Genomic DNA, 24,836 nt, shown 5'->3' with positions numbered 1-24,836 from the left:
GAAGCAGCAGGCCGGAGTAGAATTTACTACTCCCCCAGGCGGAATAGTTAACGATGCTGTTAACCTTTATAATGTAAATAACTATATCTCGGCGAGTTTAACTGTTTTACTCAGCAGCTTCCAGTATCGTATTAATCACTTTCACACATAGCAATTAGTATAATCTGATATCAATCACATGCTCGCTGTTAGCTTATCAGCCTAAACAAGCATTCTCTTCGCCTTCCATGTGTTTAAACCATTAAACCCATAACGCGAAACTACCATCGCAATAATCATACTAGATTCTTTTAGGCAATTAAATATATTGATGCGAACGGCTACATATAGTCTAATCCGATGCTACGTACCTCTTGCTTCTCCTAAAGTCGAGCGAGAAATCTAACCAAGGCATCCCCCCATAAAAAAACAGCGGAAGTTAAGGACTTTAATTTCATGTCCAACTCCTACTGTTTATGATTAGAGTACAATAAATCCATTTCCATCAGTTCCTGACTCTCTAGAATCAAAAATCCCGAAAACAAACCGGATGCCATCTATACTCCAAACTATTTTCCACTTCTTAATTCCGAGATTTGCTCTCGAAGATCAGACACCTTATCACGCAGTTCAGTCTCTTTATCCATCATTTTCCGCTGCGTCTCAAATATGGCACGATCTTTATCAATCTCAGCATTTAACTGCTGCTTTTCAATCTCGCGTATAAAGTTCTGTTCCTTCTTTTCAGCCTCACCCTTAATCTGTTGTAACTCTCTCTTCATCTCTTGCATTTCCTCTTGCATTTCCTCTTGAAATTTATCCTTCTTTCTTACGACCCTCTTTCATATCCTGTAGTTTGACTTAAGGGTACTATTTTCCGTCCCACAAACAATCCTGGACTTCAACTTTCCCTGTGGCCTCCGCTGCTATTTGAACCAGCAGGCACTCCTGCAGACGGCAGGTATGGCCACCGGTGAGCGCTGCAACGAGCAGCCCTGCGTTTGCCGTTCGCGGTATCCACATCCGGAAGCCGCCGGCTGCTACCGATCGCTGAGCCGGCACCGTGCCGGGTAGTCCGGGAACTGCGGCAGGCACTCCTGCAGACGGCGGGTATGGCCACCGGTGGGCACTGTAGTGAGCTGCCAGGCGTTCGCCGGTCCTGGTGCATCCGCCTCCGGAAGAGCGCCGGATGCTGCGGATCAAAAACCCGATAACCTGGTTGTGCTGCAACTTGCAGCAGCAGCATCTGCGGCGGATCCGCGAGCCAGCACTGAGCCAGGGAGCCCGAAAATAACTGCAGGCACTCCTGCAGGCAGGAATGGCCACGGGTGAGCACTGCAGCGAGCAGCCCAGCGTTCGCCGACCACCCAGAGATTGACCTATATTGGAATCCCTCAAGCATAAAAAAGGAACCCGCGCTGGTATCAGCGTGAATTCCCCCTCACCTGTAAGATTGTTATTTAGCAACTGCAATCTTCATTTCCAAGTCCTTGTAATAGGTCTTGATCCATTTTTTTCCTGAGTCTTTCAGAATGTCTCCTTTAGCGTCTATGGTGTACGTAAATGGCCTAATTGTGATGGTTTTCGGCACTGCTTTGAAGGAGGCTGCATAGAACAGGTCTTCTTTAATGTTTGCTGTGATCGGTCGCTTGATGTCGATGTCGCTGACGGTTGCCTGAATTAGATTTCCTTTCTCATCGGCAATGTCATACAACATCTTGCTTGAACGCCCTTTGGATTTGGCTGCTCCAGGAACTTTCCCGCTGCTGTGCAGCTTGAGTTCCATCATTAACGGCGTCATCTGGAAATAGTCCACGGTATAGCTAAAATCCCCGCTTTTTTGAGTTGTACCCGGCTGCAAGGTTGCAAGACTATTCAGCTTTTTCACCGGGACGGTAAAGGTAAATGGCTCCTTGACGCTCTTGGTGTACACCTCTATCGTCATTTTGAATTCATCCGCGAGCTGCGGTTTGCCATCTTTGGGGATGTTGAAAGAGAGCAAAGCTGCCCTTTCATCTTCCGGCATAGACGTCACATAGGGAAGATATAACATCCTTTTCCCATTAACAGACAAAACCGGGATCTGCGCGATATCAATAATGATCCCCTTACCCACAGTGCCTCCCTCCTGCCGGAATGCCATGTCAAGACGGTTCCCGTCAAACATTACTTTGGATATACTGAGCGTTACGCCCTCGTGGGTAATCGCTAGATTGGAACTGGCAGATTGCCCGGAGGTCTCGGCACTAACGGTTGAAGGGAACCCGCTGCCTGTGACTGCCATTACCAACGTTACTGCCAATGCTGCTCCAGCGAATTTTTTTCTCAATTCAGGTTTCATAGAATTCAATGGATTAGCTCCTGTCCTATTTTTTATGAAAAGAAAAAGGGAGCTATCCCCAGGTCATTATTGATGACCTGCGGGACTGTCCCCTTCTCTAATGGATTAAGGCTTAACAGGAATGGTCAATTCCAGATCTTTCAGATATGTTTTCTCACCCACACTGTTCTTTCCTTGGCCGACAACGCTCCAATCCTTGTTGTTCACAGTAAGAGTAAATGGCTTGATTGTAATCGTTTTAGGTGTGCCAGCAAAAGGAGAAAACAGTTGATCAATCTGATATTCAGTCTTGGGTTCGCTGTTGAAATACTCGAATCTGCTCGGATTCACGACATTTCCTTGGTCGTCTACAAGCTCGTAATAGACCATACTGGCGCTGTAATCACCGGTTTGCCCCGGAGATTGTGGTACTTGGCCCTTACTATCCAGAACGAAACGGGTGGACACCGGCGAAATATCCAGTTGCTTAACGGTATAACTGAACTGTCCGTCAGATTTGGAGGCCTCTGGTTTCACAACAATCGATTTATTCTCCACGTTCACAGGAATCTTGAATTCAAAAGCTTCTTTCACCTGTGTGACATTCGCCTGAATGGTCAGCTCGAATTGGTCAGGCAAATTTAGACCCTTAGTCACTTCAACTACATAAGCATTCTTCTGCCTAGGCGAGTCGCCAAAGCTGCCTCCGCCATATTCAATGGCTTGTCCGTTAGCGAGGATCGTTGGCATTTTAATATAACCTTTAAGCTGATCCTTTTCCTCAACATCTTTTTCAAAAAGGTATGGAGAGCCTGTATTCGGCAAATCTACGCCTTCACGTTCCAAAACGAAGGACAACCGGGTACCATCATAAAGTAAATTAGCTACCTTCAGCGTGATTCCTTCATGGGTTACACTCAGGTTAGGTTCTGTTACGATTCCTTGTTTAATGGCAGTATCCAAAGCTTCGTTGCTGGTTCCCTCAAAGAGAATTCCAACAATAGGAATTTGCTTTAACGTTGAAGCCATTGCCGGTGATACAAATCCCGTACCCACCACACCTGCACCTAGGATGGCTGCTGCTGCGGCCACTACTGCTGTTCTTTTCATTAAATTAGGTTTGGATGATGTTCTTTTCAATTCACTCGCTCCAATCGTATTCATAATTTGATAACTCATACTTTTCTTTGGTAAAGACGATTCACGAATCATTTGTTCGATGGCATTCATTTCAGCGAATTCCGTTTGTTCCGGCGAATGTCCCATGTGCTATCTCTCCTTTTCGGCTTTTACATTCCATCAGTTTGCGGCGCAATCGTTCATATTTTTTCCGTATGGTTGCGGACTTGAGGCCCATGATTTCGCCTATTTCCTCAAAGGTGTACTGCTCTACTGCCTTAAGGAGTAAAATATGACGCTCTTCAGTTGTGAGAAAAGTCAAAAGCTCATAAACCTCTGACTCATGACGGGAGATTTGCAGCACAGGCTGCTGCTCTTTATAATGATCGATCAGCTTAAGCCAGCGGCTCTGTCTCTTCTTCAAATTGATTAGATGATGGTATGCCATCTTATACAGCCAGGCTGAGAAGGATACTTGCCTGCTGTACTGGTGAAGATTTTGATAGGCGCGAATAAAGATCTCCTGTACGGCATCTTCCGTCTCCGCATGATTTTTCAGGATATAATAGCAGTAGGTATACATTTGCCGTTCAAACTGGATGATGATCGCACTGTATGCCTCTTTGTCTCCTGCTCTGACCTGTTCTACAACCGCTTCAATAGCATTCCATTTTCCTTCCTCTTCCCCGGGGATGGTTGGCTGCAAGAGCTCACCTCCTTTCTTGTTTACCTATATAACAATCTCGTAATGCTATTTTGTGACACTATTTTTTAATATGCAGTTAGATTAGGGACTACAAACGCAGTGAGATTAATTACATATACGAACAAAATCACCCTAACGGGTGAATAACTTTTTAGCCAGCGGTTATTTGTCCGCTGGCTAGAAAGTTATTCACCAAGGTTCCGTTACAGAGACAAACTCTGGGGATTCTCCAGACTCCAGGTCGTAGGCACACTCTCCCACTATAAATTCAGGGACAGGATCTACCGTCCCACATTCTACGCAAACATAATCGATCCATACCTCTGGTTCTTCCTCCCACGGCTCAACATCCGGTGATTGCAGCATGGACAGAGCATCGGGTCTCGCCCATAGCTCTCCAGCATCCGCTGACGGTAGTTCTTCTTCTTTCGTTCTTTCACAGGAAAGGTCATCTCGATTTGTTTATGGATCATGTACCACCACAGATTAAACACCTTCTGTGACTCTTTGTTTTTCCCCCGGCTGTATAGACTATAGCGACCCACCATCCGAAAATGCTTCGGTGGAATGTGCTGCACGAGATCGTAGATAAACTTCATCACCGGCGACACCACATCCACCCGTTTCCCCGTTCGGTGATCTTCGTACCAGTAATGCACCTTGTGGTGGTCGTAGCTGACCACCCGGTACTCTGCAATCGCCGGTCGCGCTAAATAACCCCCTATGTATTTCGCTGCTCCTCGGGCATCCTTCATCCGCTGCTCTGCATTCACATAGAAACCCTGCCGAGAAGTCACTAGAAGTAAATGCTTTCAAATCGTCAGTTGTTCCTTCTTCAATAGTGCCCGAAGCTTTTCCATTAAAAATGGCAAACTCCTTAGTATCTTGGTTAGTATACAATGGATCTACTATTTTATTTATTCGCATTTGAACAAAATCTTTTAATAAATCACTGTTAGCGTAATCTACGATCATTTTTCGGAATTTTAAAATATGATAATTATTTAATTTCGTTGTAAACATAGCTTTCTGCAACTTCATTGTTTTTTTAAACCAATACTGATCTAAATGCATTGGGTAAGTGCTCCAACTATTAATGCAACAAAGCTCACGCTACTCCTGTTCCCGCCCGCAAATCCCATAAAAGAAGAGATGGATGGCTTCCTCCAGGAAGGCATCTATGTCTTCTTGTTTGCTGGCTTCATCTAGCATTTCTCCCGAACTTCGCATGTACATTCCCATAAATGAAAGAATCCCTTTGGTGGATACTTTATTTGAAATTTCTCCTCGTGCTTTGCCATCCTCCACCATCTTAACCATCAATGGTAAAACGTCGTTTGTATACCGTTCTTCAAGATAATGAAACATGTCCTGATCCTCAATCATAAGCTCCTTCACAGTCGTGGGAGACAATGAACTGTAGGTTTCTCTCTCCATCGTCATAATGTATTCAATAATCTCTTTTAGAGAATGCTCTCCATGAATGTAATCTTCAAATTCGCGAATCGCCTTCTCTATAAAATCCTTAAAGGACTCACCAAGCAGCGCTTCCTTGCTGCCAAAATAATTATAAATCGTCACCTGTGAGACACCTGCTTCTTTCGCAATGTCTGAGATCCGGAGACGTTTGGGCTCACAGCTCTTGAGCATTTCCATCGTAGTCTTCATAATTTTGAGTTTTATTTGAGCGGCTCTTTTCTCAAATCCATTCATGCTATTCACCCTTAACTTCATTATATAGTGCGCTTATTTAAATTTAATGAAATATTTATTATCAATTATTTCATAATTCCATTGACTTCACTATTCACTAGGAATAATATAACATATGAAATATCCAATTAATAATAGTTCATTATTTTGCAGCGGGGGTGGCGGCATGCTTGTAGTTGAAGGCTTAACCAAACGATTTTCGAATGGCAAGGGAATCGAAGATGTTACGTTTACCGTAAATAAAGGTGAGGTGTTTGGGTTTCTGGGGCCTAATGGCGCGGGTAAATCTACGACCATAAGACATATCATGGGATTTATGAAGCCGGACAAAGGTAATGCGAGCATCCATGGACTTGATGTATGGAAAGCACAGGGTACAGTCCAGAAGCATATCGGCTATCTACCCGGTGAAATCAACTTTTTTGACGGGATGACAGGCATTTCTTTCCTTAAATTTATGTCTGGCATGCAAGGGATGAAGAACACTACTAAACGTGACCGCCTCATTGAACGACTGCAATTTGATGCCTCAACTCCGATCCGCAAAATGTCAAAGGGAATGAAGCAAAAAGTCGGTATTGTCGCAGCTTTCATGCACAATCCTGAAGTTATTATTCTGGATGAACCCACCTCGGGACTCGACCCGCTTATGCAAAAGGTATTTATAGATCTCGTATTGGAGGAAAAAGCAGCCGGAACCACCTTTCTAATGTCCTCTCACAGCTTTCAAGAAATTGAGCGCACCTGTGACCGAGCTGCAATCATTAAAGACGGACACATTGTCACTATAAAAAATATCCACGAATTACAATCGATGCAGCGGAAGCTGTTTGAGGTTGTTTTCGCGAGTCGCGAAGATGCAGAACAATTCGCCGCCTCCGGCCTGCAGGTGGAAGCTCGTGAAGGGAATATGGTCCGCATTGCCGTTCAGGGGAATTATGATCGATTCATTCAGGAGACCGGGAAATATAATATCCGCAGTATGGATGTGTTCACGCAGAATCTAGAGGACATTTTCATGGACTACTATGACCGTGAGGGGGCCGTGCAATGAATCTTCCACTCTATAAAGAAATGATGAGGGTGAACCTCAAAGGCATTATGAATTACGCCTTCGGTTCTGCCTTCTATATTCTGTTTATGATCTGGCTATATCCGGGGATCGCCGGAAGCACAAAAGCCATTGATGACCTCATTAAAGCTATGCCGGAAGGTGTAGGTAAAGCCTTTGGATTAAACAGCGGATTTACCAGTGCTGAGGCTTTTATCTCAGGAGAATATTATGGACTTATTCTGGTACTGATTCTATCCATCGTATGTGTACAAATGTCGACGCAGCTCATGGCTCGACTTGTGGATCGTGGCTCTATGGCTTATCTTCTGATAGCACCAACTACGCGGAGAAAAGTAGCTACCACGCAGGCGCTTGTACTCACAACAGCATTACTCCTGATTATGGGCGTAACCACACTCGCCGGATTATTAGGTAAAGCATGGTTCCTCGGCAGTGAATATGAATTTAATAGCGGCCGATTCACTCAGCTGAATAGCGTAGCGTTTTTATTGTTTTTTGCCGTGGGGGGACTCACTTTCCTCGTATCCTCGGTTTGTAATGATGAGAAAAAAGCGCTTGGAATTTCCGGCGCTATCACCTTCGGATTCTTCACTCTGGATCTGCTAGGCAAAATAAGCGATAAACTGGAGGGATTACGTTACATGACCTTGTTCTCCTTCTATCAGCCTGGTAAAATCGTTCAAGGAAACGTGGAGATTATTCAGGTTTCTAGTTGGTTACTGTTGATCGGTATTCTCGCTTTTGCCATAGGGATCGAACTGTTCAGACGACGGGATCTTCCATTATAAGATTAAGGGACGCTCCAATAGCATGTGGCTACTGGAGCGTCCCTCTTTCATATAGAAGAATATAATAAGCTTCTTCACACTAGAGAAGCATTATTTTAAGATTTCGTATCCGGTCTAGGGACACCAAAGTTTGGCGTTCCATCCTCATTCCACTGGATCACTTGCACACGCGCGTGCCGATTAGGATCATATAATGGGTCTCCCACAATTTCCTTATAGCTTCTAGCATGGAACACTAGGATATCCTGTTTGCCATCTTCTGAGACTGTAAAGCTATTATGTCCCGGTCCAAATTGACCGTTTTCTTCAGAAGTTGTAAACACAGGTTCTGGTGTTTTGACCCATGATTTCGGATCCATTAAATCACTATCCTCATCAGCGGTTAATAACCCCATACAGTAGTTATGATCTGTTGCACTTGCCGAGAAAGTCATGAAAATACGTCCATTTCGCTTAAGAACTGCCGCACCCTCATTCACCAGGAAGCCGATTTTTTCCCAATCATATTCAGGCGTGGTGATGCACACCTGCTCTCCTTTTAACGTCCAAGGGTTTTCCATTTCAGAGATATACATATTAGAATTACCAGGGATATCGGGATCCTTTTGTGCCCATACGTAGTATCTAACCCCTCTGTGTTCAAAAGTGGTTGCATCCAGGGCAAAGGATTCCCATTTCGTTTTGATTTGACCCTTTTCCACCCACTCACCTTCTAATGGATTTACGGATGAGTTTTGTATGGCAAACATACGATGATCAAATAAGCCATCTTTCGTATCGGAGGTATGTGCAGCTGCAAAATACACGTACCATTTTCCATCAATATAATGAATCTCAGGCGCCCAAATATTGGCACTCATTAAGCCTGTTTCATGCTTAACCCAAATGGTCTTACCCTCAGCCTCAGCTAATCCCTGAATGGATTCAGAACGACGAAGCTCGATTCTATCAAACTCCGGAACCGAAGCTATGAAATAATAATAACCATCAGTATGTCTATAGATCCATGGATCTGCCCTTTGCTCAATAAGCGGATTTTTCGCATTGAATTCTCTCATGATGACAACTCCTATATCTCTCTTTATTTTTAATTTTATGGGTCACCAAAACACACCCTTCCTTATAAGAAGGCAAGGTGTATTTAAGCTATGTTCATTTGATCTACCCTTTAATACCTGAATTCAAGTTAATAGATTGAACGAAGTATTTTTGAGCAAATATAAATAACAGCAGGGTTGGAACGATCGCCAAGATTGCCGACCCCATTAATTGCCCGATCATACGATAGTTTCCGTAGATATCTTGTAACAAGAGCAACCCAGCTGTGACTGGCATTTTGTCTACATCTGTGTACACGATAACCGGCCAGAGGAAGTCATTCCAAGATCCCGTAAAGGAGAACAATCCGCAAACAATCAGAATCGGCTTAACTAACGGCAATATAATTTGCGCGAAAATTCTAAAGTCACTTGCACCATCAACTTTTGCAGACTCATCTAGTTCTTTTGGGATACCGTTCATAAACTGTCTGACCAAGAAGATATTCCCCATACCCGCAAGACCGGGAATGATCATTGCCCAAGAAGTGTTTACCCAGCCCAAGGAATCGATAATTTTATAAGAAGGAATTAAGTTAACTACACCCGGGAAAAAGGAGATCCCTAGCAAAGTAAAGAACAGTGTGTCTCTTCCTTTAAAGTTAATACGGGTATACCCAAAGCCTGTAATCGAAATCACAATAACCACCAGGATTGTGTGGGTTGTAGCAATAAACAATGAATTGCCTAGCCAACGTAGAATTGGGGCTGTAGAAGTATTGTTCAGAATCGTAACATAGTTCTCAAAGACCCATGTTTCAGGAAATAGTCTAAAGCCTGAAGAAACCACTTCCGTTTGTGATCTAAAAGACGTGGAAATCCCGAATATTACTGGAATAATCCAAATCACACAAAGGATAAGCAAAAAAGCATATGATACATATTTTGAAATGCTAACATTGGATGATCCTTTTACTTTGCCTGTTCTATTTACAACTGGACGATTATCTAGGCCATTTACCGCCTGATTTGACATTATAGTACACCTACCTTTTCCATTTCCTTGTTAATCAATTAGTTCCCTAGAACCTTATGTAGCATTTCGGTTCATTACATAATATTGCAGCGCTGAGATCACCAAGATTACTAATCCCAATAACACTGCCATCGCCGATGCCATCCCTGCAATGGATTCACCGTTTCCGAAAGCTAATTGACGAATATACATCATGAGTACGTGTGTACTTTGTCGAGGCCCGCCATCAGTCATCATTAACGGTTGGCCGAATACATTGAAGGCTCCGGCAGTTGTCATAACAAAGGTATAGATTAATGGAAAACGAATAGATGGCAAGGTGATACTTGTGAATCTTTTAATTGAACCCGCACCATCGAGCTCGGCTGATTCATATAATTCTTGCGCAACGCCACTTAATGAAGCACGATAAATAATCATGTTGCCCCCAATACCGCCCCATAGTGTGATTACAATGATGATAATCCACGCATACGGCTGATTTGCAGGCCAAGCAATTTGTGATCCGAATAGATTACCAGTAATCCCTAATTGCTTATTAAAGATCAAAAGCCAGATTAGTGCAGCCGCAGAAATCGAAATCAAGCCCGGAATATAGAGAATAGATTGAATTAAGCTCTTCATTTTAACTTTTTTATGTTCTAGTGCAACAGCAACCATTAATGGGATAACTATTAATAATGGAACAGAGAGACCCACAAAGATCAATGTATTTTTCAGACCTCTAAAAAATTGAGTATGAAACGTTGATTTGCCATCAAATAGAATGGCCTTATAGTTATCAAAGCCTACCCATACCGGGTCACTCATTAAATTCCACTTTGTAAATGAAGCATAAATCCCATAAATCGTTGGCAATAAAATGAAGACAGCAAACAAAATGACGTGCGGACCTACAAAGAAGGCAGGTGCCCAGTTTATTTTCTTTTTCATAGGATTTCATTTCTCCTTTTGCACAAAGTAATGCACCACAGTACGGCACATTACTTCGTACAATCTATTCTATTTCGCTTTATTTCGCTGCACTGCTGCTTTCTGCGATCTTATCTTCTACAAACTTCTGCATGGTTGCCAAGGTCTCATCTAGATCAACGTTACCGCGAACGATATCTGCGCAATAAGTATCTACTGCTTCTGCAATGTATGGGTAGTACTCATATGTGTAAATGTAAAGGGATTCAATTTCTTTTTCATTAGAAGTAAAGAAGGATTGCATGTAGTTTTGGTATTCCGGACTTTGGTTAACTACGTTACTTGCGACGTTTTGACCAGCTTTTGCCCATTCCATTGAGTTTGTACGCACATATTCTAAGAAGTTAGCAATCCCTACTTCTTTTTCATCTGTTCTCTTATCGTTCTTAAGCATAGCGAACAAGTGAGAAGAAGATCTATTCGTGAATTTATCAGCGGTTGGAGAATAAATGTTAGTCACACCAAAGTTCAAACCTTCAACTCCAGCATGTGCGGTAGAACTCCAAGTTCCGTCTGTGGAGAAGAGTACGTTTTGGGATTGGAACATCAAGTAACCGTCTTCACCAAATGGAGTCATCAAACCAGCATCAGCAATTTTCTTAACATCTTCAAAGGCTTGTTTAAATACTGGGGAGTTAACAGCCGGTTTGCCGTCCACCTGAATATCTCCGCCCAAGTTTTGAATTTGAGCCAGGATAACCCATCCGAGCAAGGCATCATTAACTACATAGTCGCCTTCATCCAATTTACCTTGTAAGGAAAGCATTTCATCAATCGTAACAACGTTATCATCCAAGAAAGATTCAGCATTATATTTCTTGAGCAAATCTTTATTGTAATACATTACGTTACTGTGGATATCAAGAGGTACTGTGTATTGTGTTCCGTCGATGTTACCAGTGTTCCAAGCTTGTGGTAAGTAATTTTCAGCTTTTAGTTCAGGTTGTGCCGGCAATACAGTATCTTGCATGGGTTCTAAGACACCTTGCTTAACAAACCCAGGAACACGGTCAGCGTGGATAATTGCTAAATCAGGAACACCTTTGCTGGAAGCCAAAACGGTAGAAATTTTCGTGTACATATCAGCTGTAATAACGTGCTTCACTTTAATCTCTGGATTCGTTGCATTGTACTCTTTAACGATTTGATCCATATAAGCACCATCATCACCGGTCAGCGGTGTCCAGAACGTAATCGTCTTACTATCATCTTTACCACCACATCCTGCTAACACTGTCGTTAACATTAGAACCGTTGCTAATACTACTCCAAATTTCTTTTTCATTACTCTCTCCCCCTGCAGCTGTAATGTTAAGATAATCATTCACATTAACTTTGTTGGAAACGATTAACTTAAACTTAGTATACAGTCGCTTTGAAAGCGTAGTCAATAACTTTTAAATAAACTTAATAGATTTTTTTAAAACTTAGTTAACCTTTTAGTTCATTAAGACGAGATGAAAGCGATATATTATTTACTTCAGTTACCTTTCGTGTTACTTTATATAGAGATTAATAAACTTTACAGTATATGAAATTACTTTGAAAGAAGTGGATAAAATGCAATTGGAAATAGACAAGTCCTCTCTCGTTGTTTATGAAGCCTTGGCAAGTGAAGTACGAATAAAAATCATTCAGTTACTCTCCAAAAATAAGATGAACATCAAAGATTTGGCAGAAGAACTTAAAATAAGCAGTCCCATCGTAACAAAACACATTAAAAAGTTAGAAGATGCAGGAATCATAAAAACAGAAAAAGTTCCTGGTAAATCCGGAATGCAAAAAATCTCAATTCTTAGAGTCGACCATATTGAGATTAACTTTCCTAAAAAAATCTTTCATTCCTTTGCCTCCTATGAGACATCGGTGCCGATTGGTCATTATACGGATTATGATCTGAAGCCTACATGCGGACTTGCCACAGAGAAAGAGTTTATCGGCAGAGTAGACGAACCTAAGTATTTCATGGATTCTAAAAGAGTCGATGCAGAGATTCTATGGTTTACCCAAGGTTATGTTCAATACAACATTGCCAATTTTCTAAAAAAAGATGAAACCTTACAGCAATTTGAAATTAGCTTAGAGCTTTCTTCCGAATTTCCATTTGCCAATGACGTATGGCCTTCAGACATCACCTTTTCATTGAACGGCTTGGAATTAGGTACTTGGACAAGCCCTGGGGATTTTGCTGATGCAAGAGGTAAATTCACACCTGAGTGGTGGCCGCACAATATTAACCAGTATGGATTACTAAAAACGATTAGAATTACTAATCACAATGGAACATACATTGACGGTGACCCCATGTCTTCCGTTTCGATTGAGGATTTAGATACGACCTGTGACCGATGGACTTTCCGGATCGAAGTGAAGGAAGATGCAAAACACGTCGGAGGCGCGACAATTTTCGGAAAAAAATTCGGAAATCATGATCAAGATATCATGTTCAAAATGTATTACCTTTAAAATCTTCTAGTACGCACATGTATCAAGGTTGGTTCTTTCATGGGGGCGAACAACTAATTAGTATTTATTCTTCCTTAGCCCCCCTATCTGTACTGTGATATGAACCAGTTATCACTTTCCCCTATCCATCTCTTTATCGCCCACATTTCCCACCTTCTTTCACTTTCCACAACTCCAGTAGCAATCTACAGTACTTTTCATATGCTATCCAAACCCAACTACATTTTGTTAATAAAATTATAAATAGATTCATAATTTCATAAATTTCTATTTGACTATATGCTAATATCATGCTTAAAATGAGAACAACATAAAACGTTTTCCACGATATGGTTTGTATAAACATAAAACAAATCCATTTTGGTTTGTGAAAAACGTTTTTTTAATTGCTCTATTGTAAGCGTTTTACATTTTTCGTACCGCCGCAATCTCTAATCAATAGAATCGGAGGATCATGAATTTGAGGAAAACAACTCGTAAGCTAACCGCTTCACTTCTTGCACTCACGCTGCTAGTACCTGCACCATTCATTTCAGCAGCTTCTGCAAGCGATTCCAAAACAATCGCACCATCCACGCAACAACAGGCTGTCGATTATTCGGGCCACTGGGCACAGAAAGATTTTCAATCCTGGGTGGAAAAGGGCTTGATTTCAGGCTATGGAAATGGAATTTACAAACCGAATCAAGAGATCACCCGCGCGGAATGGGTTACATTGATCAATCGGGTCTTTAATTTGCAGGAAAAATCAGAAATTGCCTTCACGGATATACTGGAGTCAGGTGCTTATTACAGCGATATCCAGAAAGCTTCGGCTGCAGGATATGTATCAGGATATAGCGATGGCACCTTCCGACCAACACAGGTAGTAAGTCGTCAAGAAGCCGCGGTTATGCTGCACAGACTATTCCAGCTCAATTCTTCTGCAAATACCTCTGCACCAAAAGATGTTAAAGATTTACCCTCATGGAGCCAAGAAGCTGTATTATCTTTATTTGGAGAAGGTTATTTGAATGGTTATAGTGACGGCAGCTTTAAAGGTGCAAAAGCCGTAACAAGAGCGGAAGCACTACGCATGATTGAGAAGTTGGCCGGGGAAATCACTTCTAAGAGCGGGAGTTATACGGGGATTACCACTCAGAATATGGTAATTAGTAACCCGGGTGTTGAGTTGAACAACTCTACCATCTCCGGAAACCTGTACCTTACCGAAGGTATTGCAGAAGGTGATATCACGCTGAATAACGTCACTGTTAAAGGAACAATATTCGTATCCGGCGGCGGCGAAAATAGTATCGTACTTAGTAACTCTAATGCAGGTGACATGGTTGTAGATAAGCGTAATGGAAAACTCCGCGTCGTTACTAAAGGAACGAGTGCCGTACCAAGTGTACGTGTACATTCCGGTGTAATGCTTGAGGAAGATACTACTTTGACGGGAGCAGGCTTCGGCCGGGTCGTTATAGAGAATACGCTCCCGAACGATTCAATCATCAGGCTGAGAGGAAATTTTGATTCTGCTGAGGTACGAGCGGTAGGAGTGCCTACACTACATCTGGCTGCAGGCAATATTACTGAAGTTACATTGAACCAATTAGCCAAGCTGCGTGTAGATGCTGGTGCAGCAATCAAGAATCTTATCCTTGGTATAAACGATATGATTACTATCCAAGGCACCGGGAAGGTTAGCTTTGACAGTAAATACAGTAACTTAATCAAATTTGAAACACCTACTCCGACAGCTACGGCAACGGCTGGTTCTGGTAGTTCAGGTTCTGGTGGATCGGACGGCGGCGCTGTTGCTACACCTAATACTACTCCGGTTCCTACAGCTACAGTGACTCCTACTGCTACGCCGGGTCCGTCAGCAACGGCACCAGCACTCACCAATGTTTCTGTACATGATCCTTCGGTGGCTGTAGACAAAGGAACGTATTATGTGTTCGGGTCTCATATCGATGCGGCCAAATCGGATGATCTGCTGAACTGGACTCGTTTCACAAATGGTTATACAACACCGGGCAACGTACTCTTTGGTGATCTTTCCGCGAATCTGGCAGAATCCTTTAAATGGGCTGGAGAGAACGATTCTGACAGTAAAGGCGGATTCTCCATATGGGCTCCAGACGTTTTCTGGAATGAGGATTATAAGAATGCGGACGGAACCACTGGCGCTTACATGATGTATTACAGTGCTTCTTCCACTTACATCCGCTCAGCGATTGGCTTTGCCACTTCACAAAATATTGAAGGTCCTTATACCTATGGAAATACCGTAATTTATTCCGGCTTCACCAAGGAAGAAGATTACGATACTAACAGCAAAATTAACAAAAAATGGACAAACACAAATATTCAAAAGCTTATTGATAACGGAACACTAGAAGATGCCAACCCAGATTGGTTTGACGCAGGCGGTTCATATAAGAACAAAACGTATACAAACGCAATTGACCCGACGTTATTCTACGATAAAGACGGCAAGCTGTGGATGACTTATGGATCATGGTCAGGCGGCATATTTATTCTAGAAATCGATCCAGCTACCGGCGAGCCAAAATATCCGGGTAAAGATGGAACGACCGCTGATGGACGTCTAATCGACCGGTATTTCGGTACCCATATTTCTGGTGGTATGACCAAATCGGGCGAAGGTCCGTATATCGTTTACGACAAGAATACAGGTTACTACTTCTTATACGTAACTTATGGAGGACTTGCGTCCGACGGTGGTTACAATATGCGTCAATTCCGTTCAATGAATCCGGATGGTCCTTATGTGGATGCTGCCGGACAAAGTGCAGTGCTGGCAACGACCAATGATCATTCGGCCATTGGCAACAAAGTTCTTGGTAATTTCATGTTCACGAACGTGAATAGTGATCCAGACTTCCAAGCTTACGGCTATGTTGCATCAGGCCATAATTCAGTCAATTATGATGAAGAGACGGGTAAAATATTCAACTTCTTCCACACTCGCTTCCCGCAGCGTGGCGAAACACATGAGCTTCGTGTGCATCAAATGTTTACCAACGAAGATGGATGGCCGCTCACTTCTCCTCATCGTTACACTGGTGAAACTATCGCAGCCGTTATGCAGGAAGATGTTATTGGAGCTTACCAGTTCGTGAATCACGGGAAAGATACTTCTGCTAAAATTAAATCCACAACAGCTATCGAACTGCGAGGTGATGGAACCATTACAGGGTCCGTAACCGGTTCTTGGGAGCTAAAAGGAGAGTATTACGCCGACCTGCTCATCAATGAAATAGAAAACGGAGCTACTGTACAAAATCTCTACAAAGGTGTATTCGTAAAACAATGGGATTCCACTTGTCAGAGCAATGTTATGACTTTCACAGCCATGTCCAATAAGGGTGTTACCGTCTGGGGCAGCCAAATTGAACTGCTGAGCACAGATCAAATTGTATCCAATGTTAAAGATAGTTTAAGCTTGGGCAACACAAGTAAAGTATACAAAGATCTTACGCTCCCAACTGAGGCCGTAAGAGGAACAGTCATTACGTGGTCGTCTTCCAATGAAGCCGTAGTAGGAAACGATGGTTCAGTTGTTCGTCCTGAAAAAGGACTCGGAAACGCAACGATTGAACTTACTGCTACGATTGCGTTGGGTGAGTCTACTGCAACTAAGACCTTTACTATCATTGTAATGGAACTGACTGGAAATATACTGGAAGACGGTTTGGTGGCAGCGTATGATTTTGAAGGAGATCTTTCAGAGAACGGAGATCGTACTGATAAGGGTACAATTACCGGCAATCGGATTAACAATACTGGTGGGAACATCACCTATGAGACAGGTGAAGTTGGTCTTGCAGCTAAATTCGACGGTAGCTCCGGTATTCGCCTACCAAATGGTTTGATTAAAGGCAACACCTACACAGTAGGCATGTGGCTTAACCCACAAGAACTGACTCAATTCACTACAGCCTTCTTTGGTGCTACAACAGATACGAATTGGATTAGTCTCTTGCCTTATGGAAACGGTGGAGCTACTACCCGGATGTGGTTTGGTAGCCAAACCTTCCACGATGCAGAAGCAGGCATGCAGATTCCAGTTAACCAATGGTCGCATATAGCTTTCACTTACGATGCCGGGACTGTGAAGCTCTATGTAAACGGAGTATTGAAGTACACTGGAAAAGGATTTACGGATGTATTTGACAGCGCAGATGCAGTATTCGCACTGGGTGTAAACTACTGGGATATCCCTTACAAAGGTTTGATTGATAACCTGCGTATCTACGAAAGTGCACTTTCCGCTGAAGCTGTAGACTTGCTGGTAAACGGTGAGCCTGACAGTAATGTTAAAGTAAGTACGATAACCATCGGTGATGCTGAAATGGATGTGGCTGTGGGGAATACCTTTACCCCTCAAGTAAAAGTACTACCTACCAATGCAGGAAATAAGAAGCTCACTTGGAGTTCTAGTGATCCTAGCGCCATTTCAGTTGATGCTACAACCGGAACCGTAACCGCGCTAAAAGTAGGTGGCGAAGCAGTGATTACAGCCACTGCGGCTGATGGTAGTGGCGTCTCAGCAGACTATAAGGTAAACGTTACGGATGGAAAAGTAGCCTATTATGCTTTTGATGGAAGCCTTGATGACTCCCTCCAATTGGTCGGTACTGGCCAGGTTACGGGAATAAAAATCGAAGCTCCAACTGTTGGTAACATCACTTACGGTAACGGTATCACTAATCAAGCAGCAGTATTTGACGGTGTTTCCGGAATCCGGTTACCTAATGGATTAATTGACAGCAATACCTATACCGTATCTATGTGGTTAAACCCTGAGCAGCTTACTGATGCAACAACAACCTTCTTCGGTGCTGCTTCGATAAACAGCTGGATTAGCTTCGTTCCACAGAACGGCGCAGGTAAAACACTGCTATGGTCTGGCGAGGCATGGTATGATGCTGTTTCCGCTATAAAGATTCCAGAGAATAAATGGACGCATGTAGCATTTACGGTCAACAACGGTACCGTGAAGGTATACCTCGACGGAGTTGAGCAATTCTCCGGTGAGGGCTTCCCGAATGTGTTTAAGAACAAGAATGGTGTGTTCGCTCTTGGCGTAAACTATTGGGACGTACCTTATAAGGGAATGATTGATGAACTGAAGATTTATAGCAGAGCACTCAAATCAGACGAAATACTGACTGAATATAACTCAAATGTAAATTAAGAGAATCATCATTTGGAAAGAGAGCGGAGCCTCAGGCTCCGTTCTTTTTATCTTAAATCACGCGATCAAAGTGAATGAGCGTCCAGAAATTTTCTCACCTTCGTATTGTAAAACAAGCATTTAAATAATATAATCATTAACTATACGTCTTGAACTAAATTGGAGGCCATCTATGAAACTTGACCTGTCGGAAGAATCTCTTCCCGTCTACGAAGCTTTAGCCAGTTCAGTTCGTCTGCACCTGCTGCGCTTGCTTGCCGAGAACCCAATGAATGTCAAGGAATTGGCCGCAGCGGTAAATTTGAGCAGCGCTATTATGACAATGCATGTGCGTAAGCTAGAAGCTGCAGGACTTATCCAGACACATATGGCACCTGGACGAAGTGGTCTGCAAAAGATCTGTACGCTGGCTGCTGAAAGCGCCGAGATCACCTTTCCAGGCAGACAAATTAATGAGCGCAAAAGCTACCGCAAGGAGATTCCTGTTGGGCATTATTCTGACTTCATGATCGAGCCTACCTGCGGTCTTGCCACTACAGAGCAAGTGATTGGCAGCTTTGATGATCCCCGTTATTTCTGGGATCTCGAGCGTATGAATGCTGGTATTCTCTGGTTCGGCAAAGGGTATATCGAATATAAAATTCCTAACTTCCTTCTCTCCAGTCAACAGCCCGAGGAGCTAATCATTACGATGGAGATTGCCTCCGAAGCGCCTTCCATTAATAATAATTGGCCCTCCGACATCACTTTCACACTGAACGGAGTACAGCTTGGATTCTGGACCAGTCCGGGTGACTACGGAGATAGACGTGGTAAATACACGCCAGCTTGGTGGCCAGCACTCACGAATCAATACGGCCTTCTTAAGCAGCTGCGCATTACATCTAAAGGCACGTTTATGGACGGCCTGAAACTGTCCGACGTTACGCTGGATCAAGTGAACATTCGCAACAAGCAATGGACTTTCAAGCTTTCCGTCGATGAAGAGGCCGAGCATATTGGCGGCATTACCCTTTTTGGCAAAGGCTTTGGCAACTATAATGATGATCTAATCGTTGAGCTGTTCTACACAGATACCCATGAATAAAGCCGCATTCATCTCCCATTGGAGAGTCGAATGCGGCTCTTATTTTACCTTATTTCATGTTCAATGAAGGGTCCCCATAATCCGCCACCAGGCAGTGGACAGCCACGTTCCTTAAGCTTAGCTACAACAGGAATAATGCATCCACAAGCTACGCAAGTCACACTCTCATGCAGCTTAGGACAAGTCCCGCAAAGAGAAATCCGTTCAGCATAAACCTCATCTGGAACACAAAGCTCTGTCTTAAACATGGATGATGACAAGATTCGCTCTATCTGTGCATCGGTAACCTTGTAATCGTCGCGACACCCCTTGCATGCAGATGTTGTTGACATGATAACACCACCTTATGCCTTCGGCGTAATCTCCAGCACAGTTACTGACATTGGAGCCAGCTCTACATTAAGAAGATTACCTTCAAGTGTAAAGGCTGTAAAAGCTTGCGGTACGACAGCATCTGGCTGAATAAATGTATTATGAGCATCTATCTTGTTACCTGTGAGCGTAGTGCCTGTCACTTCAACCTTCTGCCCGGAAAGGCCACGTAGCTCGAGGGGTACAGTAGCTGATGCAGCGTGATTCAAGTTGCAAAGACTGACATGAATGATCCCAGCGTCTGTTACGGAAGCTGAAGCAGATACTTCAGGAATCTCGCTGCCCTCAAAGCTGTAAGTCCCACTATCGATTGTTAACTCCAACAACTCAGCATCCTGATGGACTTTAAACATATTGAATACATGATAGGTAGGCGTTAGCAGCATTTTTTCTCCTTCGGTTAAAATCACTGCTTGAAGCACGTTAATGGTCTGCGCAATATTTGCCATCCGTACCCGGTCACTGTGTTTATGGAAAATATTCAGGGTTACGCCAGCTACAAGGGCATCCCGAATTGTATTTTGTTGATATAGGAATCCTGGATTCGTACCCGGCTCAACATCATACCAAGTTCCCCATTCGTCAACGATAAGGCCTACTCTTTTATCTGGGTCATATTTGTCCATAATAACGCCATGTTTAGTAATCAGCTCATCCATGCGAAGGGCCTTCTCCAAAGTGCTAAACCATTCACTAGTTTCAAAGCCTGTTGCTGCCCCTTTATTCTCCCATGCTGGACCAGGAATCGTATAATAATGAAGGGTAATCGAGTCCATAAAGCGTGTAGCTTCACGCATTAGAACTTCCATCCAGTGATAATCATCCACGTTAGGACCACAAGCGATCCGATGAATACGATTCTCCCCGTAATTACGTACATACGTCTGATATTGGCGATAAAGATCTGCATAATATTCTGGACGCATATTCCCGCCGCAGCCCCAATTCTCATTACCAACGCCAAAATAAGTGACAGCCCAAGGCTCTTGATGACCGTTCTGCTGGCGAAGCTCAGACATCGGTGAGACACCGCCAAAGGTTAAATACTCTACCCATTCGGACATCTCTTGAACCGTACCACTTCCCACATTACCATTGATATAAGGTTCACATTCCAGCATCTCACATAATTCCATAAATTCATGTGTACCAAAATGGTTGTTCTCAACCGTGCCGCCCCAATGCGTATTGATCATACGTTTACGAGCTTCGCGATCACCAATACCATCTTTCCAATGATATTCATCTGCAAAACATCCACCCGGCCAGCGAAGTACTGGAATTTGTATTTCTTTAAGCGCTTTCACAACATCATTACGAATACCGTTAGTGTTAGGAATCGGTGAATCTTCTCCGACCCAAATGCCTTCATAAATACAACGTCCTAGATGCTCAGAGAAGTGTCCATAAATATTTTTGTTTATCGTACCTTTACGAATGTCTGTATTAAGGATTGCGCGATCTGCCATGAATAAACTCCGCCCTTCAACATTTATATTTTTATTAACTAATTAATAATTATACAAATATTATAGAGCGGTCCTCAGCGATCCGTCAATCTCCAATATGAATGAATCTATTCTTTATCAATCGGTTTGTTTATCCCGTCTTCATAATAATCAAAAACGAGCTGCCGCTGCGTTCCTCTTACCCCGTAAAATACGTCGGAGATCCGTTTCCCCTTCCGTCTTAATTCGTTCTCCAGCCATTCTTTGGTCAGTCCATTATTCTCAAGATTCTCTTCAATGAGGACGCCATCCATAATTAACTCAACGGGAAAGCTCTGAGGAACCGAAAGAAGCTTCAAATCTTTTCGAGTAACATATTGATACTCTTGTTTCTTTAAGACGGATACCATTCCGTTATCTTCTAATACGGCATACTCTACTACCTCTAGATTAAAAATTTCTTTTTCCCTCAGTGCCTGATCCAAGGAGTCTAGCGAATACCTTACCTTTTTCATATTCCCTTCAAGAATTTTCCCGTTTTCAATAAGTACCGTAGGTGATCCTGAGATCCAGCTTCTCATTCTACGACTCTTTATAGCGATGATAGATAGTAGAAAAGACGTAGCAGTGATAACAATGAGCGCCACGATCATATATGACGACTTTAGGTCTTTATTAAAAGCCAGGTTTGCCGCAAGCGATCCTAATATAATGCCTGTCACGAAATCATGAAACGTCAAATTAGAAATCGTTTGTTTACCCAATATCTTAGCTATCACTAGCAGCATGATCATAGCGACCACAGTACGAAGAACAATATCCATATGCGCCTGCATCTCTAATGCTCCTTTCTATTCAATCCCCTATTATTCACAAACCAAGGTGAAATGAAACGTCATTACAATCGGTTTAATTTTAAGAGGTCATCCGGAGACTTCTGTAAACGTCAAAAGGGCTCTGGAATGGTTCTACTGAACCGTCCCAAAGCCCTAGCTACGAATGCTTATTTTTCAGTCTTGATTGCAAGCAGATTGTGCAGAATCATTGCGCTTTCAGCTCGAGTTGCTGAGCCTCCCGGATCGAATTGCCGCTCACTTCGACCCGGGATAAGTCCAAGGGCTTGAGATTGACCGAACTATAATTGACTGCAGCTTTCGATTCTCCATTGACATACGCATCTTCAGAAACATACAGCTTCGTCTGGTTCCGAATCGGAAGGCTCGGTGCAGTACCATCCCGATCATTACCGCCATGTGACCGTACAGTTCATCTATCGACGGGATCATTTCAAGACAAGCGCGTTCCATAAATTTATCGAATTATTGCAGCAAAAACCCTGAAGACTCGTATGATGAGTTTCTTCAGGCTTTTTTACATGGCACCGTTATGATCACCTGTGCGCCGCCTTCGACACGGTTTCCTGCTTCGATATGCCCTCCGTGCTTTGTAATGAGCAACTGTGCTGTATACAATCCAAGCCCGGAATGACCTTTGTCTAGAGATCTAGACGGATCCCCCGTGTAGAATTTATCGAACATCCGCCGCAAATCAAGAGCGCTGAACCCCTTCCCCGTATCCTTCATGTCAAAGGTAATCTGCGTCTCCTCTACGATGACCGTCCACTCGATCCTTCCCTCCACTGGCGTAAATCGCAAGCTATTGGTAATCACGTTATCGAATACTTGCTCCAACCGTGATGTATCCACAAGAAACTGCTGTTCTTGGTCGCATCGCCTATTCACATAAGAGAAGTCAAAAGCAATCCACTTCTCACGGCATAACAATGCGTATTCATCTTTTTTCCGCTCACAGAAGGCGAGTAAATCCGCTCTCGTATACTGGAGGACAAAATCAGGCGTGTCGATTTTATTCATGAACAGCAATTCCGTCAGCATTTTGTCCGCACGCTGCGTACTGTTCTGAATGGTTAACAAGTACTTCTCCAGCCGTTCGGGACGGCGTGCACCGCTCTCGATTAAATTGTCTACATGACCTTGAATGATCGTCAGCGGCGTCCGCAAATCATGGGCAATCGCAGAGATCATGTCGCGTCTCTCCTGCTCCAGCTTCCACTCCCACTTCAAGGATTGCTCCAGCGCGATCCGCATCTCTTCGAAGGCATCGGAGAGCTCGATCAGCTCCTTCGACCCACCTGCTCCTGCGACGGAGAAATTCAGGTCATTTTGCTGGATTCGTCTAGCTCCCCCGATGATCCGTGCGATCGACGGTTCGAGCCGTTTACCCAATTTTCTCGCGAAAATAAAAGAGAACAAGACGATGAAGAAGAACGGTGCGATCAAACTGCACAAAATAAGCATAACGAGCAGCCCGTTTCCAGGGTTGTTGGAGGATACACTTAAACTGTATCGTAGCACCAGCATCCCCTTTAATTTTTTCTGCGAATCAAGGATCGGGTGGTAATTGATATATTTCCCGCCCTGTTTCTCGCTACGGTTCAGCTTGCTTAGCACATCCTCCGGGCTGTTGACGAAAGTCTGCCCCTTCCAGCCGTAGACGATTTGCCCCTTCAGATTCACGATTTGATACTGCATGCCTTTCGTCAGAATAACATGTTCCAACGCATTCTGCTTTGAAGGAGATAATAAGGCGTCTTTTTGCTGATCTACATAACCTAGAATCTGGGGAATTTGCTGCTCATAATAGTTGGCTGGTAGAATGCTCTTGTCCGTTTGATTAATCAAAGCATAAAGCGTACCGCCCCAAACCAACATCGAGCCGATGAAGCTATAGAAAAGAACGAGTGTAAATGCGCCCATAAACTGTCTGCGCAGCGGTTTTCGACTTGCCTTTACTTCCTTTCGAATCTGTACCCTACCCCCCATACCGTTGTAACAAAGGTCTTCTCCGGTGCTGCGCACGCCAGCTTCGCCCGGATATTTTTGATATGTTCGGTAATTGTGGCTGCTTCTCCCTCCGCATCGAATCCCCAGATCTTCTCATAGATTTGTTCCCGCGAGAATACTTGATTCGGATGCATGAAGAGAAGCCGGAACAATTCGAACTCCCGGCTGGTCAGCGGAATCGGAAGGTTCTGGTAGAATACCTGATGGCTGTCCAGATCCATCGTGAGATCGCCATGGTGCAGCAGCTTCGGTTGATGATCAAGATGGCTCCGCTGCTCCCGACGAAGATGCGCTCTTATTCTCGCCTTCAATTCTTGCATGCTAAAAGGCTTCACGATATAGTCATCGCCACCGACGGCGAGGCCTTGGATCCGATCCGCTTCATTGGAGCGCGCGCTTAAGAACAGAATCGGACACGAGACCCGGTCACGTATCGCTTGGCATACTTCGAGCCCATCGAGATGCGGCATCATAATATCCAGGATGATTAAGTCGGGCGTCTCTCCCAGTCGATCGAACACTTCCTTGCCGTCATAAGCCACTGATACCTCATACCCATCATCCTGAAGCGCATCGCGCATAAATCCGACGATTTCTCGCTCATCATCGGCGATTAATATCTTTTCTCTCATCTCTTGAATTTCC

Annotated in this window: 22 protein-coding genes; 6 read left to right on the top strand and 16 right to left on the bottom strand. The window is 43.5% G+C overall.

Annotation, left to right across the window (positions count from 1 at the left end; translation table 11 throughout):
• Positions 1-548: 548 nt before the first annotated feature.
• On the bottom strand, positions 549-761 hold the full coding sequence (locus MKX41_RS00870; RefSeq protein WP_339801811.1) for a hypothetical protein: 213 nt from the start codon (positions 759-761) through the stop codon (positions 549-551).
• Between the two features lie 88 nt (positions 762-849).
• The gene (locus tag MKX41_RS00865; protein WP_339801808.1) at positions 850-1,002 is read right to left on the bottom strand and encodes a hypothetical protein; all 153 of its coding nucleotides are present in this window, start codon (positions 1,000-1,002) and stop codon (positions 850-852) included.
• Positions 1,003-1,113: 111 nt separating this feature from the next.
• On the opposite strand from MKX41_RS00865, the gene MKX41_RS00860 reads away from it, so the two are divergent.
• Entirely contained in the window at positions 1,114-1,311 is a 198-nt protein-coding gene (locus MKX41_RS00860; RefSeq protein WP_339801805.1) for a hypothetical protein, read from the top strand.
• Between the two features lie 124 nt (positions 1,312-1,435).
• On the opposite strand, the gene MKX41_RS00855 is transcribed toward MKX41_RS00860, so the two are convergent.
• From MKX41_RS00855 to MKX41_RS00835, 5 genes are all read right to left on the bottom strand, one after another.
• Positions 1,436-2,320 (bottom strand): DUF5643 domain-containing protein, encoded by an 885-nt coding sequence (locus MKX41_RS00855; protein WP_231573476.1) that lies wholly within the window; start codon positions 2,318-2,320, stop codon positions 1,436-1,438.
• Between the two features lie 105 nt (positions 2,321-2,425).
• The gene (locus MKX41_RS00850) at positions 2,426-3,565 is read right to left on the bottom strand and encodes a DUF4179 domain-containing protein (RefSeq protein WP_076284283.1); all 1,140 of its coding nucleotides are present in this window, start codon (positions 3,563-3,565) and stop codon (positions 2,426-2,428) included.
• Complete coding sequence (locus MKX41_RS00845; RefSeq protein WP_042186048.1) at positions 3,531-4,124, bottom strand: RNA polymerase sigma factor; 594 nt, start codon at positions 4,122-4,124, stop codon at positions 3,531-3,533. Before MKX41_RS00845 ends, MKX41_RS00850 begins: the two co-directional genes overlap by 35 nt.
• Before the next feature lie 296 nt (positions 4,125-4,420).
• Positions 4,421-4,921, bottom strand: a complete 501-nt coding sequence (locus MKX41_RS00840; protein ID WP_340968172.1) for a transposase — start codon at positions 4,919-4,921, stop codon at positions 4,421-4,423.
• Positions 4,922-5,237: 316 nt separating this feature from the next.
• Positions 5,238-5,837, bottom strand: a complete 600-nt coding sequence (locus tag MKX41_RS00835) for a TetR/AcrR family transcriptional regulator (protein ID WP_339801795.1) — start codon at positions 5,835-5,837, stop codon at positions 5,238-5,240.
• A 166-nt stretch (positions 5,838-6,003) separates the two neighbouring features.
• Between MKX41_RS00835 and MKX41_RS00830 the strand changes: the two genes are divergently transcribed.
• Positions 6,004-6,891, top strand: coding sequence for an ABC transporter ATP-binding protein (locus MKX41_RS00830; RefSeq protein ID WP_340974782.1), 888 nt, complete (start codon positions 6,004-6,006; stop codon positions 6,889-6,891).
• Positions 6,888-7,700: an ABC transporter permease subunit gene (locus tag MKX41_RS00825; protein ID WP_340968168.1), complete on the top strand. Its 813-nt coding sequence runs from the start codon at positions 6,888-6,890 to the stop codon at positions 7,698-7,700. The genes MKX41_RS00830 and MKX41_RS00825 overlap by 4 nt, the downstream gene beginning before the upstream one ends.
• A gap of 95 nt (positions 7,701-7,795) precedes the next feature.
• Here MKX41_RS00825 and MKX41_RS00820 read toward each other — a convergent pair whose 3' ends face one another.
• From MKX41_RS00820 to MKX41_RS00805, 4 genes are all read right to left on the bottom strand, one after another.
• Entirely contained in the window at positions 7,796-8,758 is a 963-nt protein-coding gene (locus MKX41_RS00820) for a glycoside hydrolase family 43 protein (RefSeq protein ID WP_339801789.1), read from the bottom strand.
• 103 nt (positions 8,759-8,861) lie between these two features.
• Positions 8,862-9,773, bottom strand: a complete 912-nt coding sequence (locus MKX41_RS00815; protein WP_042186041.1) for a carbohydrate ABC transporter permease — start codon at positions 9,771-9,773, stop codon at positions 8,862-8,864.
• 54 nt (positions 9,774-9,827) lie between these two features.
• Positions 9,828-10,706 (bottom strand): carbohydrate ABC transporter permease, encoded by an 879-nt coding sequence (locus tag MKX41_RS00810; RefSeq protein WP_042186039.1) that lies wholly within the window; start codon positions 10,704-10,706, stop codon positions 9,828-9,830.
• A 79-nt stretch (positions 10,707-10,785) separates the two neighbouring features.
• Positions 10,786-12,030: an extracellular solute-binding protein gene (locus tag MKX41_RS00805; protein WP_042186037.1), complete on the bottom strand. Its 1,245-nt coding sequence runs from the start codon at positions 12,028-12,030 to the stop codon at positions 10,786-10,788.
• A gap of 275 nt (positions 12,031-12,305) precedes the next feature.
• On the opposite strand from MKX41_RS00805, the gene MKX41_RS00800 reads away from it, so the two are divergent.
• The 3 genes from MKX41_RS00800 to MKX41_RS00790 all read left to right on the top strand — a co-directional run bounded on the left by MKX41_RS00800 (position 12,306) and on the right by MKX41_RS00790 (position 19,507).
• Positions 12,306-13,211, top strand: coding sequence for an ArsR/SmtB family transcription factor (locus MKX41_RS00800; protein WP_042186035.1), 906 nt, complete (start codon positions 12,306-12,308; stop codon positions 13,209-13,211).
• Positions 13,212-13,671: 460 nt separating this feature from the next.
• Complete coding sequence (locus MKX41_RS00795; RefSeq protein WP_340968164.1) at positions 13,672-18,420, top strand: LamG-like jellyroll fold domain-containing protein; 4,749 nt, start codon at positions 13,672-13,674, stop codon at positions 18,418-18,420.
• A gap of 172 nt (positions 18,421-18,592) precedes the next feature.
• The gene (locus MKX41_RS00790; RefSeq protein WP_042186033.1) at positions 18,593-19,507 is read left to right on the top strand and encodes an ArsR/SmtB family transcription factor; all 915 of its coding nucleotides are present in this window, start codon (positions 18,593-18,595) and stop codon (positions 19,505-19,507) included.
• A gap of 44 nt (positions 19,508-19,551) precedes the next feature.
• Here the strand turns inward: MKX41_RS00790 and MKX41_RS00785 are convergent, their stop codons facing one another.
• From MKX41_RS00785 to MKX41_RS00765, 5 genes are all read right to left on the bottom strand, one after another.
• Positions 19,552-19,839, bottom strand: coding sequence for a hypothetical protein (locus tag MKX41_RS00785; RefSeq protein WP_042186032.1), 288 nt, complete (start codon positions 19,837-19,839; stop codon positions 19,552-19,554).
• Between the two features lie 12 nt (positions 19,840-19,851).
• A complete protein-coding gene (locus MKX41_RS00780) occupies positions 19,852-21,348 on the bottom strand; it encodes an alpha-N-arabinofuranosidase (RefSeq protein WP_340968159.1) in 1,497 nt (498 codons plus the stop codon).
• A 107-nt stretch (positions 21,349-21,455) separates the two neighbouring features.
• Complete coding sequence (locus MKX41_RS00775) at positions 21,456-22,163, bottom strand: DUF421 domain-containing protein (RefSeq protein ID WP_042186028.1); 708 nt, start codon at positions 22,161-22,163, stop codon at positions 21,456-21,458.
• Positions 22,164-22,688: 525 nt separating this feature from the next.
• Positions 22,689-24,206, bottom strand: coding sequence for a sensor histidine kinase (locus MKX41_RS00770; RefSeq protein ID WP_340968157.1), 1,518 nt, complete (start codon positions 24,204-24,206; stop codon positions 22,689-22,691).
• On the bottom strand, positions 24,137-24,823 hold the full coding sequence (locus tag MKX41_RS00765) for a response regulator transcription factor (RefSeq protein WP_076284294.1): 687 nt from the start codon (positions 24,821-24,823) through the stop codon (positions 24,137-24,139). Before MKX41_RS00765 ends, MKX41_RS00770 begins: the two co-directional genes overlap by 70 nt.
• Positions 24,824-24,836: the final 13 nt, after the last annotated feature.

Source organism: Paenibacillus sp. FSL R5-0475 (genome assembly GCF_038004585.1).
GTDB lineage: Bacteria > Bacillota > Bacilli > Paenibacillales > Paenibacillaceae > Paenibacillus_AQ.
This window is presented reverse-complemented; position numbering and strand designations above follow the sequence as displayed.

Bases quoted from the DNA above. Each gene is read 5' to 3' on its own strand.
- MKX41_RS00830 (WP_340974782.1), top strand. From the start codon at position 6,004: ATGCTTGTAGTTGAAGGCTTAACCAAACGATTTTCGAATGGCAAGGGA.
- MKX41_RS00825 (WP_340968168.1), top strand. From the start codon at position 6,888: ATGAATCTTCCACTCTATAAAGAAATGATGAGGGTGAACCTCAAAGGC.
- MKX41_RS00815 (WP_042186041.1), bottom strand. From the start codon at position 9,773: ATGTCAAATCAGGCGGTAAATGGCCTAGATAATCGTCCAGTTGTAAAT.
- MKX41_RS00775 (WP_042186028.1), bottom strand. From the start codon at position 22,163: ATGCAGGCGCATATGGATATTGTTCTTCGTACTGTGGTCGCTATGATC.
- MKX41_RS00790 (WP_042186033.1), top strand. From the start codon at position 18,593: ATGAAACTTGACCTGTCGGAAGAATCTCTTCCCGTCTACGAAGCTTTA.
- MKX41_RS00805 (WP_042186037.1), bottom strand. From the start codon at position 12,030: ATGAAAAAGAAATTTGGAGTAGTATTAGCAACGGTTCTAATGTTAACG.
- MKX41_RS00785 (WP_042186032.1), bottom strand. From the start codon at position 19,839: ATGTCAACAACATCTGCATGCAAGGGGTGTCGCGACGATTACAAGGTT.
- MKX41_RS00850 (WP_076284283.1), bottom strand. From the start codon at position 3,565: ATGGGACATTCGCCGGAACAAACGGAATTCGCTGAAATGAATGCCATC.
- MKX41_RS00855 (WP_231573476.1), bottom strand. From the start codon at position 2,320: ATGAAACCTGAATTGAGAAAAAAATTCGCTGGAGCAGCATTGGCAGTA.
- MKX41_RS00810 (WP_042186039.1), bottom strand. From the start codon at position 10,706: ATGAAAAAGAAAATAAACTGGGCACCTGCCTTCTTTGTAGGTCCGCAC.
- MKX41_RS00800 (WP_042186035.1), top strand. From the start codon at position 12,306: ATGCAATTGGAAATAGACAAGTCCTCTCTCGTTGTTTATGAAGCCTTG.
- MKX41_RS00765 (WP_076284294.1), bottom strand. From the start codon at position 24,823: ATGAGAGAAAAGATATTAATCGCCGATGATGAGCGAGAAATCGTCGGA.
- MKX41_RS00820 (WP_339801789.1), bottom strand. From the start codon at position 8,758: ATGAGAGAATTCAATGCGAAAAATCCGCTTATTGAGCAAAGGGCAGAT.
- MKX41_RS00780 (WP_340968159.1), bottom strand. From the start codon at position 21,348: ATGGCAGATCGCGCAATCCTTAATACAGACATTCGTAAAGGTACGATA.
- MKX41_RS00870 (WP_339801811.1), bottom strand. From the start codon at position 761: ATGAAGAGAGAGTTACAACAGATTAAGGGTGAGGCTGAAAAGAAGGAA.
- MKX41_RS00835 (WP_339801795.1), bottom strand. From the start codon at position 5,837: ATGAATGGATTTGAGAAAAGAGCCGCTCAAATAAAACTCAAAATTATG.
- MKX41_RS00865 (WP_339801808.1), bottom strand. From the start codon at position 1,002: ATGTGGATACCGCGAACGGCAAACGCAGGGCTGCTCGTTGCAGCGCTC.